At 52.2% G+C, this 14657-nt stretch carries 9 protein-coding genes; 2 read left to right on the top strand and 7 right to left on the bottom strand.

What is annotated here, in order from left to right; translation table 11 throughout:
• Window positions 1-14: 14 nt before the first annotated feature.
• The 4 genes from MKY82_RS07140 to MKY82_RS07125 form a co-directional block, all read right to left on the bottom strand.
• Window positions 15-815 (bottom strand): ABC-2 family transporter protein, encoded by an 801-nt coding sequence (locus tag MKY82_RS07140; protein ID WP_220686241.1) that lies wholly within the window; start codon window positions 813-815, stop codon window positions 15-17.
• Window positions 812-1588 carry an ABC-2 family transporter protein gene (locus MKY82_RS07135; protein ID WP_194541357.1) on the bottom strand — a complete coding sequence of 259 codons (777 nt, stop codon included), beginning with the start codon at window positions 1586-1588 and terminating at the stop codon, window positions 812-814. The genes MKY82_RS07140 and MKY82_RS07135 overlap by 4 nt, the downstream gene beginning before the upstream one ends.
• A 281-nt stretch (window positions 1589-1869) precedes the next feature.
• Entirely contained in the window at window positions 1870-2823 is a 954-nt protein-coding gene (locus MKY82_RS07130; RefSeq protein WP_220686242.1) for a cupin domain-containing protein, read from the bottom strand.
• A 98-nt stretch (window positions 2824-2921) separates the two neighbouring features.
• Window positions 2922-3833 carry a LysR family transcriptional regulator gene (locus MKY82_RS07125; protein WP_220686243.1) on the bottom strand — a complete coding sequence of 304 codons (912 nt, stop codon included), beginning with the start codon at window positions 3831-3833 and terminating at the stop codon, window positions 2922-2924.
• A 119-nt stretch (window positions 3834-3952) separates the two neighbouring features.
• Here MKY82_RS07125 and MKY82_RS07120 point away from each other — a divergent pair, with 119 nt between their 5' ends.
• Window positions 3953-5344, top strand: coding sequence for an MFS transporter (locus MKY82_RS07120; protein WP_339295814.1), 1392 nt, complete (start codon window positions 3953-3955; stop codon window positions 5342-5344).
• Between the two features lie 804 nt (window positions 5345-6148).
• Window positions 6149-7069, top strand: a complete 921-nt coding sequence (locus MKY82_RS07115; protein WP_220686246.1) for a class I SAM-dependent methyltransferase — start codon at window positions 6149-6151, stop codon at window positions 7067-7069.
• A gap of 403 nt (window positions 7070-7472) precedes the next feature.
• Here the strand turns inward: MKY82_RS07115 and MKY82_RS07110 are convergent, their stop codons facing one another.
• The 3 genes from MKY82_RS07110 to MKY82_RS07100 all read right to left on the bottom strand — a co-directional run bounded on the left by MKY82_RS07110 (window position 7473) and on the right by MKY82_RS07100 (window position 14650).
• Window positions 7473-9332 (bottom strand): ABC transporter ATP-binding protein, encoded by a 1860-nt coding sequence (locus MKY82_RS07110; protein WP_339222350.1) that lies wholly within the window; start codon window positions 9330-9332, stop codon window positions 7473-7475.
• On the bottom strand, window positions 9313-11055 hold the full coding sequence (locus MKY82_RS07105; RefSeq protein WP_339295813.1) for an ABC transporter ATP-binding protein: 1743 nt from the start codon (window positions 11053-11055) through the stop codon (window positions 9313-9315). Before MKY82_RS07105 ends, MKY82_RS07110 begins: the two co-directional genes overlap by 20 nt.
• A 277-nt stretch (window positions 11056-11332) precedes the next feature.
• Complete coding sequence (locus MKY82_RS07100) at window positions 11333-14650, bottom strand: FtsX-like permease family protein (protein ID WP_339295812.1); 3318 nt, start codon at window positions 14648-14650, stop codon at window positions 11333-11335.
• Between the last annotated feature and the right edge of the window lie 7 nt (window positions 14651-14657).

Here is a 14657-nt window from a genome sequence, read left to right as displayed (position 1 = left end):
GACGCGTTCCTCCTTTAGCTCCCTGTACTTTGATATTTGGTCAAACCAAACTGCCAGAATTTCAGACTTAAGAAGAGACATATCAGAGCCGCTCCAGCCAATGCGGGCAGCACCCAAACGCCGAGCTCGCCCCGCAGTATGTATAATGACGGAATGTAATTGACTAAACCGACCGGGACCACGATCAGCAGGATCGACGACATCCATTTGGGATACAGCGTGAGCGGATACTGGGCTGCTGTCCGGGCCGCGTCCTCCGTAATATTTTGAAGCTCGGTGATCCGGGTCGTCCAAAAACCGAACGTGGCGGTCGCAAGTCCGATCGAGAACAGGATGACGGCTCCCGTGACGATAATATAGAGCGATTGCGGCACCGCGCTCCATCCGACTTGCCCTGCCGCCATCATGCCATGCAGCGACCACCAGAGCAGAAAACCGCCCTGCAGCACTTCGCCCAACATAATCCGGAATTTCTGCGGCATGAGCGCCAGCAGCACCGGCATGGGACGGGTCAGCAGTTGGTCAAGCTCCCCATTAACCAGGTAGTGTTCAAGATGATGTACTTCATCCGCAAACGTCCGGTAGAGCGTCTTCGATAAGGTCATAACGGCAAACAAATACCCGATTTCATGCATGGACCACCCCTGGATGGCCCCAAATTTGTAGAGCACGATAGCAACCATAAGAAATTCAGAAATTTGGATCAGCGCCGCCAGAAACGAAGCCAGGATAAAATTGAATTTGTATTGCATGCGGCTTTTGATGCTGGTGCGGATCAGCAGCGCGTACAGAGATAGCCAGGATCTCGTGGTCATCCTCCTTGCACCTCCACTTTCCGTCTTAGGAAGCCTGTTGCCAGCAGGCTGGCCATCGTGAGCAGCACGCACCACAAGAGCGTCCCCCATAGATAGGAAACGTCATCAAAACCCAGATAGATCCGGGTCGGCACATAGAGCAGATACGGATACGGCGACCACCAGGCCAACGTCTGAAGCCAGCCCGGCAGCCATTCAATCGGAATAAAGAAGCCTGCAAGAAGATTGATCATCGCATGGTTGCCCCAATACAACCAAGACGATTCCGTTGTCCATAATGCGGATGCGCCGATGAGATAGTTGATGCAGATCGATAAATAGGCGGCTCCTGCAAGCGCAATGGCTACATAGAGGAAGGTAGATGCTTTTCCGGGTAAATGCAGCGAGAAAGCAAAATAATACACCAGGTAGATCGGGATTGATTTGTAAACGAATTGGTAGGCGATTTGCCCCCATTCCTTGGCCATCAAATGACTGAACAAGTGAACGGGTCGCATCAAATCCAGAGAGATATGGCCGGTTCGCACGGCTTGGGGAATGCCGAGGCCATTCGTGACGAAACTGGAAACCCAGAGCGCAGCTTGCGTAAAGGCGATATAACCGACCATTCCCTGCGTTCCGTAATCTCCGAGTGCGTAGTCTGCACCGAGACCGATCCAGATACAGGCATACATGAAGCCGAACATCGCGCTGGCGATATTGTGCACCATGTGTGCGCCGCGGTACTGCAAATTGCGGGCATAGGCTTTGGAAGCCAATGTGAAATAAAGCATGAAGCACCTCCGATAAGCATTTTAGATGGCGGACCCATCCACTTCAGACAAGGCGAAAATGAGAGAAGGACAATAGCATACCAGAACGTTCCAGATCAGGCAAGGCTTTTTTCAGAAGGAAAATATACGGACGATCCGGGATACAAAAAGAAGCCTTCTTCTCCGGAGGGTGGTTTCAAAAGAAACCACCAAGGGAGTTTGAAGACTTCGGAGTCGTCATATAAATGATCAGGCGTCATCATCTTATACTGCTTGCAATAACAGACCGCAAGCTTAAGGTGTCACTGGCCCTCTCGCCCATTTTCCGTATCGGGTTCAGGACCACGGCTAGAGACAGACTCTGGATCCGGACTCGTTTTGTACAGATACTGAAGCTGCTGGAAGGGCTGCGGCTGGAAGAATGGCGATTGCTGATGTGCCTGCTGCGAATAGGTTACCGGTTGTGCATAGGGTGCCGGTTGCGCATAGGGTGGCGAGAAGGAAGCTTGCGGCGGAAACGATGGCGGCTGTGAATAAGGGGAATACGATGGGGAAACGCCGTACTGCTGCATCCTCGCTTGTTGATAATTGTATGGATACGATGGATACGGTGGCGGTGGTGCATATCCATAATAGCTAGGCGGCGAAGGTTGCTGTGCGTTCAACGGAAATGGCTGGTCAAACGGCTGCCGCTGAATCGATTCAACGTAGGGGGCATGTTCGTCCCGCTTGCCGCAGCCCGGCGGTGGCCCCAATATGACCGTTTCCTTCAGCGGAGCAACCGCTTTGGCGTAATCCTCCTCATTCACGCAGTATGCGATATGCAAGATCTCCTTGGGAATATGCCTAAGGAAGTCCGATCCATATACGATATCCGGCGTCGGCTTATCAAATATGGTCAGAATATGGGCTTTGTCGCTAAGCGTCAGAATCCAGTGGAACCAGCCTTTTGGTAACATCGATACCTGTCCCGGTTTTAGCTTGTAGGTCATCAGCTTCTGGGTGAAGGGATTAAATACGGAAGTCAGCACTTCGCCGCTGATGACAAACACCAGCTCATCGACATTCGTATGCCAATGGGGCTGGATGATAATTCCTTTGGTCATATGAACGTTGAAGAATCCTGTGGCAATGGCCGGCATCTGATTTTCAAACACCTGGGTTATGTAATTTCCCGCATCGCGTTTATAGTTCAAAGTGTCGTTCGAGTCCGCAAACAGCTTCAAATTCGGAGATGTCAGTACTGGATCCAGCATCGTATTCCTCCCTTGAAAGTTCTTGATCTATCTGTATGCGTAGAAGGCCCGGCCTATGTAGAAGGGGATCGCCGGGACAGGAAAAAAGACGTGATCTGTCAGATCACGTCCCTATGCATCATCGGCTCCTGAAACTCGCCGAAATAGTCTACCAGGAATGACTGGAATTCTCTTGCGGCCTTGGACAAATATCGCTGCTCCAGCCACGCTAGAGTGAAGGTACGGTAGCAGGAAGGTTTCTCGATACGCACCATCGCGTACGGCGGCTCTTCATCCCCTTTGCACCCGGGTACAAATGCGGCTCCAAGCCCGGCGGCCACCAGACTTCCCAAAGCGGCAGGTTCATCCACTTCACAGACGACATCCCGGCTGATCCCGGCCAATCGGCAGAACTCCTCATTCATTTTTCGGAACGGGTGGCCTTCCTTGTATTCGATGAAGGCTTCCCCCGCAACGTCCTGAAGGGAAATGCTCTTCCTGCCCGCCAATCGATGACCGTGGGGTACCGCCAAGAACACCTCGGCATGGAGAACCGGGATTTCCCGAAACTTGTCATCATCCAATGCCGCAGCCGCAAAGCATAAATCGACTTCACCATTCTCCAGCATCTGCACCATCTCCATCATCGAGTCAGGCGGAATCTGGATAATGCGGAAATTCACATCAGGATATCGCGCACGGAAAGCTCCCAATGCTTTGGACAGCCGAGGCAGTGCCGTCGTTGCAATGCGGATGCTGCCCCGCTCCATACCTGCCAAATCCGACACCTCTCTCTTCCCTTCCTCAAGCGCTGACAATGCCGTATCTACGCTTTTCAGAAAAGCCTTCCCGAATGAATTGAGCTTGATTTGCCGATTCTGCCGATCGAACAGCTGTACTCCCAAATCTTCCTCTAACCTGGCAATCGTCTTGCTGAGCGCAGGCTGGGCAATTCGGAGTTCCTTCGCAGCCTTGGTCATATGCTCCATTCTGGCCACCGTCTGAAAATAATGCAGCTGAAGCAGTTCCACGATGTTCTTCCTCCTTTATTGATACCCTTGAGTATATGAATGCATGTCATAATATATATTTTTATTTATTAACTATCGATTGTAGAATAAATCGTAACCAAAGGAAAGGGGGAAATCACATGAACGAACATCAGCAACAACCACCATCTGCTGAAAAATTAATACGCATTCTGGCCTTTACGATGATTCTCTCATCGATGAGCGCAACGATGTTTAATATCGTGCTTCCGGAGATCAGCAAGCAATTCCAGCTTTCCTTTGCCCAGGTCAGCTGGGTATCGTCGATTTACATGCTGATTTATGCCATAGGCTCTGTCCTATATGGAAAATTGGCCGACACCTATAAACTCAAAAATCTGCTTACTTTCGGTTTGCTTCTCTTCCTAGTCGGTTCTATTGTAGGTTTGTCGGCACAAGCCTACTGGATGGTGCTGCTGGGGCGGATCCTCCAGGCTGCGGGGGCAGCCGTCATTCCTGCAACCGCCATGATCATTCCCGTTCGCTATTCCCCTGCGGAAAGCCGGGGCCGCGCGCTCGGCATAACCGCCACCGGACTCGCTATAGGAAGTGCGATTGGGCCGGTTGTCTCGGCTCTGATCGTCAGCGTGTTCCACTGGAGATGGCTCTTCTGCATCCCGCTGTTGATCCTTGTTACCTTGCCGCTGTACCGCAAATATTTGGGCAATGAACAAGGTCAGGGTGGACGAATCGATTGGCTCGGCGGCGGTCTTCTCGCCGGAACGGTTGCGCTGCTGCTCCTTGCGGTGACGCAGAGTGGATGGATATTCGGCGTAGGCAGCTTCATGCTGTTCCTGTTGTTCCTCCTGCGCATTCGATCGGCTAAAGAGCCTTTTGTCCAGCCCCGTTTATTCAGCAACAAAAGCTATTCGGTCGGTCTGGTCCTCGGCATATTCATCATGAGTGTCGGTTACGCCCTGCCTTTTCTTACTCCGCAGCTGCTGGCGGATATTAACGGTTTGGCTCCGGGATGGATCGGATTTGTTATGGTGCCGGGAGCCGTCGCTGCGGCCATACTCGGTGGAAGAGGCGGCAAGCTCGCGGACACCAAGGGAACGCGTTATCTGTTCTATACAGCGTCCACCCTGCTTCTGCTCTGTTTCGCCCTGTTGTCCACCTTCGCGGGCGTATCGCCATACCTCATTGCGCTGATTCTGGTCTTTGGCAATGTAGGTCAAATATTTATGCAAATCTCGCTCTCCAAGACCATCTCATTGTCGCTGCCCAAAGAGCAAGCCGGTGTCGGGATGGGATTGTTCTCGCTGCTTAACTTCCTGTCCGGCGCGATCGCCACGGGGGTGTACGGCAAAGCCGTCGATCTTGGCGCCGGCAGCTCCTGGAATCCGCTGAACCTGTTCCAGGGCGCCTCCACCTACAGCAACATCTATATCGTCCTGGTTGCCTTGCAAGCTGGAGTTCTTCTGCTATTCATGCTGCAGTTTGGGAGAGCCGCACAGCGCAGGCTGAAGATTCAAGCAGCAGGCTCTAAATGAGGATTGCCCAGAATTATACGATACGGAAATCAGGCCGCTTTATATCGAGATTCCGCAAGGTGAGCTCGACGACCTTCGAGACCGTCTAGCCCGAACCCGTCGGCCTGACGAATTGGCGGATGAAGGGCTGGAATAACGGCGTTCCGTTCGACTATCTCAGGAAGCTGGCGGGCTATTGGCGCACCTCGTACAATTGGCGCAAACATGAAGCCCGGTTAACCGGCTTTCCGCAGTACTACTTTAACGATCGATGGGGTGAACATTCATATCCTGCACGTCCACGAGGGATCGTCAGCTCGTCTGTATACTTTTACTGGGCTTAATTAAATGCACTTGAGAAAATCGAGTTGGATAAAAAGTTAGAGGAAATCTAGTCTGAAAATCGAAGAAGTAGCTGAGGGACAAAGGCGACCCCGGAAAAGCGGCAGCGGTCGCCTTTGTCCTCGAATATTTTTCGCTGGGGGCAGCAGCGATTGGAGAAATGGATTCGTACTCGGGAGCGTCTTACAACAACATACCAAGGGACTGTCCCTGGTCAATGGACCTTTGGGACAGTCCCTTGGTTTTCGTCACTGCTGGTGGCTCCCGGATTCTCCAAGTAGCCGATCCAATCGCTCCACTCGGGTGCCTTATTTACCAGATAGCCCATCCAAAATTAGGATAAAATAAAAAAACGCCTATCAAATATGGCGATAATGTGAATTTTAATTATTTCAATAGTTGCATTATACCATAAATTTACATGAAAGTCAAGTCTTATCCTACCGGCTTTGCCATGCTACAACGGATAAGAGGTGATCCATCATGGAAAAGAAAAGCCTGACTGCTCTTGTCAGCGCGTTTTCGCGGGCGTATCACGCCGAGCATAATCAAGTGAAAATTTTTGACGATCCCATCGCCATCCAGCTGTTAACCGATCAGGAATACGAGCAGATAGCCTTCAACATGTCCCAGGCCGTATCTTTCTTCCGGCCGTCGTTTGTCGGCTCGCAGGAGCAGGCGCTGCGCGAAGTCGTCGATTATCAGCTGTCTCCTTCTCCGCTCGGGAGAGCAGCATTTGCCGAGCAATCACTCGCCGTTGCCGCCGGCTTGGGAGCCGAACAGTATCTAATCTTTGCAGCCGGCTACGACACCTTCGCCTACAGACAGCCGGAGTGGGCTGAAAAGCTGCGTATTTTCGAGATCGATCATCCCGTTACGGCAGCGGATAAAGAAAGGCGCGTATCCGCTCTCCCATTGGCCAAGCCGGCGAATCTACATTGCATTGCCGCAGACTTTTTAGAAGCAGACTGGACAAGCCGTTTAGCAGCCTGCCCGGCTTTTGACCCGGAACGAATCAGCTTCAGCAGCTTGCTCGGAATCAGTTATTATTTGCCAAAACAGGCATTCAAGCAGCTGTTGTCGTCCATTGCCCGGCGGGTCCCCAGCGGCAGCAGCTTTGTCTTTGATTATCCCGATGAGCTTACGCTTACCCCGGAGGCGGGTGAACGGGCGCAGAAGCAGGTCATGATGGCCATGCGGGCGGGCGAACCCATGCAGGCAGGCTATTCCTACGCGGAGCTGGAGCAATTGCTGGAAGAGGCTAATTTGTTGATTTACCAACATCTAACTCCTTCCGAGATTACAAGGGAGCTGTTTCAGGCCTATAATGAGAGTCAGCCTGATCACAAAATAACGGCATTCGACAACGTTAACTATTGCTTGGCTGTCAAGTCCTCCCGATAATCACGGATGAGGGCGGAAAGAGCTTGACTTCTCTCTTCCACAAGGGGATGAAGCTTCAGTACTCGTCCATAGTTTATTGGGGTATGCTCCAAATACGGAACGGTTGTCAGTAAACAAGCTCAAATCGCGCAAAAAGTAGAAGCTAACGGAACCACTGTCAACGAATGAGTGAAAATCATAAAATCCGAATACCCAAAAAAACCACCGGAGCCCTGCTTGGCTTAAAGCCTCTCCGGTGGTTTTGATTATGGCTAATGCGATATTCCAAATGGTATGGGACGCTCGGCTCCAACTATGCCCTATACCAGGTAACCTTATTTGGGGGAACCGCAGTTCGGACAAATGATGATAGTGGTTCTAGGGCAGAGGTACACTCCCTTATCATGGTGTCTGCGCCATGTTGTTACATAGCCGCCCGTTTCAGCTGGCCGTAATACAGGTCGCTGTAGAATCCTCCCTGCTTCAGCAGCTCATCATGGGAGCCCTGCTCTAATAAGCGTCCATCCTTGAGCACCAGGATGCGGTCCGCCGAGCGGATCGTGTTTAGACGGTGGGCAATGACAAAGCTCGTCCGCCCTTTCATCAATCGCTGCAATCCTTCCTGGATTTTGATTTCCGTTACGGTATCGATGCTGCTTGTCGCTTCATCCAGCACCAGCATGGAAGGGTTGGCCAGAATCGCCCTCGCGATGGCAAGCAGCTGCTTCTGGCCTTGACTGATGCCGCTGCCGTCAGGCTTGAGTTTCTTGTCATAACCATCCTTCATCCGCACGATAAACGAGTGGGCGTTGGCCAATTTCGCGGCTTCTTCCACTTCCTCATCGGTGGCATCCAGCCGTCCGAAGCGGATGTTCTCACGGATCGTGCCCTGAAAGAGGAAGGAATCCTGCAGCACAAAAGCCATCTGCGCGCGCAGACTCTCCCTTCGGATCGAAGCAATATCCCGCCCGTCGAGGGTAATCCTTCCACTGTCCGGATCGTAAAACCGGGAGAGCAGCTGAATTAATGTCGTTTTCCCCGCACCGGTCGGACCGACCAGCGCAATCATCTCGCCGGGCTTTGCTTCAAAGCTGATTCCTTCCAGTGTGTCTCCGTCTTTCTCATAAGAAAACGAGACGTTGTCGAACTTCACCGCGCCCTCCACGCTCTTCAGCGTGACAGCAGCCCCTTCGTCCTTCGCTTCAACCTCTTCATCCAGCACCTCGAATACGCGTTCCGCCCCCGCAATGGCAGACAGCAGCGTATTCCATTGGTTTGCGAGATCGTTCAGCGGTCTCGTAAACTGCCTTGCATAACTCTCAAATATAATGATGACGCCGATCGTAATATGCCCCTGAATCGCCATGATGCCGCCGATGCCTGCTACGATCGCAAAGCTCAAGTTGTTGAGCCCGTTCATCAGCTTCGGAATGAAGCCTGATATGCTCTGCGCCCAGAAGCCCGACAGACGAATCCGTTGATTGCGCTCATCGAATTCGCGGACAACCCGTTCTTCCTGGGAAAAAGCCTTAATAATCCGCTGCCCCGACAGCGTTTCTTCAATATACCCGTTCAGATCCCCCAGGTTGCGTTGACGCTCCTTAAACAAGGGGCCGGTCCGCCGGGTAATCCAGCGCATCCCCATCATCATCAGAGGCACGACCAGGAATGTCAACAGCGTAAGGAGCGGACTAAGCCATAACATGACGGTTAATGTGCCGATTAAGGTCAACACGCTCGAGAAAATTTGAATAGCTGAGCTGTTGAGCGTTGAGCTCACGTTCTCGATATCATTCGTCAGGCGGCTCATGATCTCGCCCTGCTGGCGCTTGCCGTAGAACGGGATCGGGAGCCGGTGCAGATGCGTGAACAGATCCATCCGCATCCGGTACACCGTCTCTTGGGCGATGCCGATCATCCAGACGTTGTGCAGCCAAGTGGTTAAAGCCTGAAGAACATAGACGGCGGCCAAGCCAACGAGAAAATACAACCAGGCCGCGTCGATGGAGCTGTCCGGATTACGCACATCATCCAGAAATCTATCCACGCCGACGCCAAGCAGATAGGGACCTAGCAATGCAAGGCCCGAGCTGATCAACACCATCAGCAGCACGAGTGCGAGCTTGCCTTTGCGGCGGGCGAGATAAGTCCATATTCTGGAGAGGGTGCCCGACCAGTTTTTGGCCTTGGCCTTAGGCTTGCTCCCCTGGCCGCCATCCTTATTCTTGCCAAGATCAATCTTCGGTCTCGGATGACGAAACGGTTCAGTGAATGCCTTGAGCATGCTGCTGCGCCTCCTCTCCGTATTGGGATTCATAGATGCGTCGATATAGAGAGGAACTTTCCATCAAATCTTCGTGGTTCCCTTTTCCAATCAAACGCCCGTCGTCAAGCAGCAGAATTAAATCAGCCGAAGTGGTCGAGCTGATCTTCTGCGTGATCAAAAACGTCGTACAGGACAAATCCTTCAGTGCATCCAGCAGAGCGCCTTCCGTTCGGACGTCAAGGGCGCTGGTGCTGTCGTCCAGAATAAGGATGGCGGGCTTTCGCACAAGCGCCCGCGCAATGGACAGGCGCTGCTTCTGTCCCCCGGACAAGTTGACCCCGCGCTGGCCCAGCATCGTGTCATAACCGTTAGGGAGACGCTCAATGGTATCGTGGATTTGCGCTCTGCGCGCCGCTTCTTTAATTTCCTCCATGGAAGCATCCTCGCGTCCCCAGGCAATATTCTCCCGCACCGTACCGGAGAAGAGCAGCACTTCCTGCGGCACATAACCGATGCTGCTGCGCAGATTTACCTCATCGATCGATCCGGCGTCCATTCCGTCTACGCGTACTGTTCCCTTCTCTTCCTCGTAAAGCCGTGGAATCAGCTGTACTAATGAAGACTTGCCGGAACCAGTTGCTCCCATAATCGCGATCCGCTCTCCGGGCCTCGCTTCAAAGGAAATATCCGTCAGCACGTCGATGTCGCTGCCCGGATAGCTAAAGCTCACTTGCTCGAACTTCACGCCGCCTTGAATTTGAACCTTTTTATTCTTATCCTTGGCCACGCTTGCTGCATCCTCTTCCGTATTTAACACCTCTTGCGTCCGCTGTGCGGAAGCGCGTCCCCGGGAGAAGGCAACGACAACCCAGGACAGGGCGGACATGGCACCAATACAACGCAGGGAATAATTGACTACGGCAACCACTTCGCCGACGCTGGCACTGCCGGACGCGATGTCTTTGCGGCCGAACCACAGGACCGCCATAATCCCTGCATTCATTATGAGAAGAATAAACGGCATCGTTGTCTCCGTTAATCGCAAGGTCGAGACCGTGGTGCTCATCAGCTTGCCAGAGGTACGGGCAAAGCGTTCAATTTCGTGTCCCATCCTTACGAATACGCGTATCAACCGAATCCCGGTCAGATTCTCCTGAATGACGCCGTTCACCGCATCCAGTCGCTGCTGTACATGGCGGAACGCATCCGCTGCCCGCTTCATAATCCAAGCGATAAAAATAAACAATAATGGCACGGTAAGGACAAGCAGCAAGCCCAGCTTCACATTCACCACCAATGCCATGATGATGCTTCCCAGCACAACGAGCGGAACGCGCGTCATAAACCGCAAGCCCATGAACACCGTATCCTGAATCTGGGTGACGTCACCTGTAAGTCTGGTAATCAAAGATGAGGTAGCAAACCGGTTAAATATCGAATAAGAGAAAGACTGCACCTTTTCATACAGCTGATCACGCAGATCATAGCCGAGTCCCTGACTCGTATGCGCCGCAAAAAAAGAGCTGGATATTCCCGCTATAAAGGCAATAATAGCGCTTCCAGTTAAAACGGCTCCCCACATCCAGACAACGGACAAATCCTGTTTCTGTATGCCGTCGTCAATGATTTTAGAGATGAGCAGCGGTTGAATCAGCTCAACGGTGAGCTCAATCAGCATCATGACCAGTGCCGCAATCGCTGCGACGCGGTACTTTTTCAAGATCGAGAAAACCATTCCCATAAGCATTCCTCCGAGGCTGAAGACCTTTATCATGTTCATACATCAATTACCCACTGGTCTTCATGTAGTAGCAATATTAGTTCGTACAAGAGCTCGATATGTCTATTATAATATATTTTCTCCTAGAACTTACCGACTGATTAAAAAATCACAGTAATTCACATTCCAAATCGCAACTCCTGGCTTGTGTAGGAAGCATTGCAAAGGAGATGAAAAAAAGAGCCTATTCTTCAGGATTGTCTCCTCTCGAATAGGGCTCTCTTGTTGAAACATATAGCTATTCCACCGATTTCAGCGCTTCAATCATATCAATCCGCTTTAGCTTGTAATGCATGGAGGCCATCACAATGGCCGAGAACAACAGCGTCAGCAGTGCCGCATAGCCGTAACTGATTCCATGGATCGCGGGACTGAACATCATCGCATCCACTTCTGCGGTTAGTAGCACGAACCGGTGCAGGAACACGCCACCCAGACTGCCCGCTATAATCCCCAGCGCGGTCAGAATCATATTTTCGCGATAGATGTACATGGTTACTTCCTTATCATAGAAGCCAAGCACCTTGATCGTTGACAGCTCCCGTATCCGCTCGGATACGTTAATATTCGTCAGATTGTACAGCACGACAAACGCAAGTGCCGCAGCAGATACAATCAGGACAACCACCACGACGTTCATGCTGTCCATCGTATCACTGAAAGCGTCGCTTACCCCGCTCGTGAAGCTGACCATTGCCACCCGCTGGCTTGCGGTTAACGATTCTCCAAGCTGGTCTTCCCACTCCGGATTGTGATCGTGGTTGTCATACGTCAGCAATTGACTGTTCACTTCCGGCCCTGCATCAAAAATCTCTTCGTAATACAGCGGCGTCATATAGACGTAGTGCATGGCATAGTTCTCCGTTATCCCGGCTACACGTATTTCAAAGGGATCGTTGTCGCTGTTCTGTACGGTGAAGGTACTGCCAATCTTGAGATCAAACAGTTTGGCGAGCTTCTCGGTAATGATCGCACCGTCATCCGTCAGGGACAGCGTCTGCTCCTGCCCACGGGATTTCAGGATGATAAACGAATCGATCTCATCTGGCGATTGCGGCACGAACAAACTCACATCCTGAGTATTCACCCCGGGGGCGGCCGCAGTCATCGCCTCTTGCGTCACATTTAAAATCCCCGTAATCTCCGGCGTTTCCGCAATGCGCTTGTTATAATCCTCCAGCATGCCGTTATCGCCGTTATCGTCTTGGAATACAACGGTCGCCTGATGCTGCATAATCTTTCCGTATTGCAGCGGCGCGATATCCCCGATGGAATCCTTGAGACCGAAACCGGTCAGTATCAGGGCCGTGCAGCCGGCAACGCCGCAAACGGTCATAAACATCCGCTGCTTGTAGCGGAACAAATTACGGGCGGTGACTTTTCCAATAAAGCCGAGCCGGTTCCACACCCAAGGAACTCGCTCCAGCCATATGCGGGATCCGTTCTTTGGGGCTCTGGGGCGCATCAGGACCGAAGCGTTGCTTCGAAGTTCCACCCGCGTCGCCACATAAGCGGTCATGGTCGTACAGAGCACGGCCACGATGATCGAGATGATGCTGTAGCTGAGATAAAATCGCGTTCTCACATCCGGCAGGTTGTATAAAGCGCCGTAAGCATCATAGATAATAGCGGGAAACAAGGTGAAGCCGATACCCAGTCCGGCTGCTGAGGCCGCAACACTTGCCAGCGTCGAATACACCAGGAATTTTTTCATCACATCCCGATTGCTGTATCCAAGTGCTTTCAAGGTTCCGATCTGCAGCCGCTGCTCCTCAACCATACGAGTCATCGTTGTCAGGCTGACGAGGGCGGCGATCAGGAAAAAGAATACCGGGAATGCCGTTGCAATGGAAGATAAGCGGTCCGCATTATCGCTGTACTCGGTATAGCCCGGATTGACGCTGCGGTCCATGACGTAGACTTTGGGCAGCTCAAGCTGTTCCAGCTCCTTCTGTCCCTCCGCCACTTCCTTCTCGCCATCGGCGATTTCTCGCTCAGCCTTTGCTTTTTCTTCATTAAATTTCTTTAGACCCTCCTGGTATTTCTCCTGTCCTTGGCTAAGCTCCGCTTTCGCATCCGCGAGTTTGGCTTCCCCTGCCTGCTTAGCAGCAGCAAGCTCCTCCGTTCCTTGCTTCAACGAAGCTTCACCCTGCACGAGCTGACGCTCGGCTTCCCGAAGCTTGGCCTCACCTTCTTTTAGTTGTGCCCGGCTTGCATCCAGCTTCTGCTGAGCGTGATCCATCTGTTGCGAAGCTGCGTTTAAACCGCTCTGGAACGCAGAAGCAGCCTTTTGCAAAGCAGCTCCATCCAATGCTCCCTCCATGTAACCCGCAGTGGCTGCTCCCAGCTTCGGATCTGCTGCCTGAGCCGCTGAAAGCAGCTCTTGCCTCTGTTCTTCCGGTATGTCTTTCGGATCTAAACCGGAGATTTGCTGCAGCGCCTTCGCCAATTGCTGCCCTTGTGCCAGCTTTGGCGCAAGCTCCAACTTTTGTTGATCCAGTTGACTTTGACCTGTCTTAAGCTGGGACTGTCCCTGTTCCAACTGCTGATGATTCCGCTTCAGCTCCGCTCTGCCCTGGGCAAGCTTTCTTGCCGCGGCATCCAGCTTGGCTTGTCCCTGTGCCAGCTCGGTTTGAAGTTTATTCACGCCATCGCGGTAGGATTGCTCTCCTTCATTCAGCTTGATTTTCGCTTCCTTTAACTCCTGCTCCGCATCGGTCAGCTGCTTCTTGGCATCCTTGATTTTGTCCAGGGCCTCATTCAGCTTCTTCTGCCCCTCGGCACGAATCTCTGCCAGCCGCTCCCGGGGCATGGTCTTCAGTGCCAGTTCTACCGCTTCTTTGTGCCGTTTGATCTTCTCGTCATACTCAGGCGTATAGGGAGCTGATTCAGCGGTGTCCTGGAAGGTCAGGTAGGCTTCCGTATACACAGGTAGTTTAAAGTCCTGCTCCGGTATAACGGCGAACACATCCGCAGTCCCCTTGCCGATGCCGCTCGTTCCCCGGCTCATGCTGCTGATGAACAGCGGACTCTTCGCCCTTCCCACGACCGTATAAGTGAGGTGGTCAAACGTTTTCTTGAGATTGACTTCCTCATCCGGATTGGTAAAGGTAATCTGATCCCCCAGTTTAAATTCGTTCCCCCGATCTCCCGCGTCGATGACGATCTCTCCTGCGGCCTCCGGCATTCGACCTTCTGTAAGCACGTATTGATTCAGATTATTTCCTGGGTCATAGGAGAGGACCTTCGCGATCCGCCCGCTGTCACCGAGAAATACGTCTGCACTATAGCCAGGTTGAACCTCATCCACTCCGGCAATCAACTTCAGCTTCTCGATATCGCTTTGTTCGAGACCCAAGGTGGACTGAACCTTAAGATCCATCAGCTTTAAATCGCTATAGTAGTGATCCGCTGTGTCCAGCATATCCGGACCCGTGGCTTTTATCCCCGCAAAAAAACCGACGCCGAGCATAATAATGGCAAAAATGGACAGAAACCGAGCTTTTGTCCGCGATATTTCCCGGAAAATATCAGTCCACAACGCTCTTTTCTTCATAATATAT

The sequence above is a fragment of the Paenibacillus sp. FSL W7-1279 genome (genome assembly GCF_037969845.1).
Taxonomy (GTDB): Bacteria; Bacillota; Bacilli; order Paenibacillales; family Paenibacillaceae; genus Paenibacillus_AQ.
This window is presented reverse-complemented; position numbering and strand designations above follow the sequence as displayed.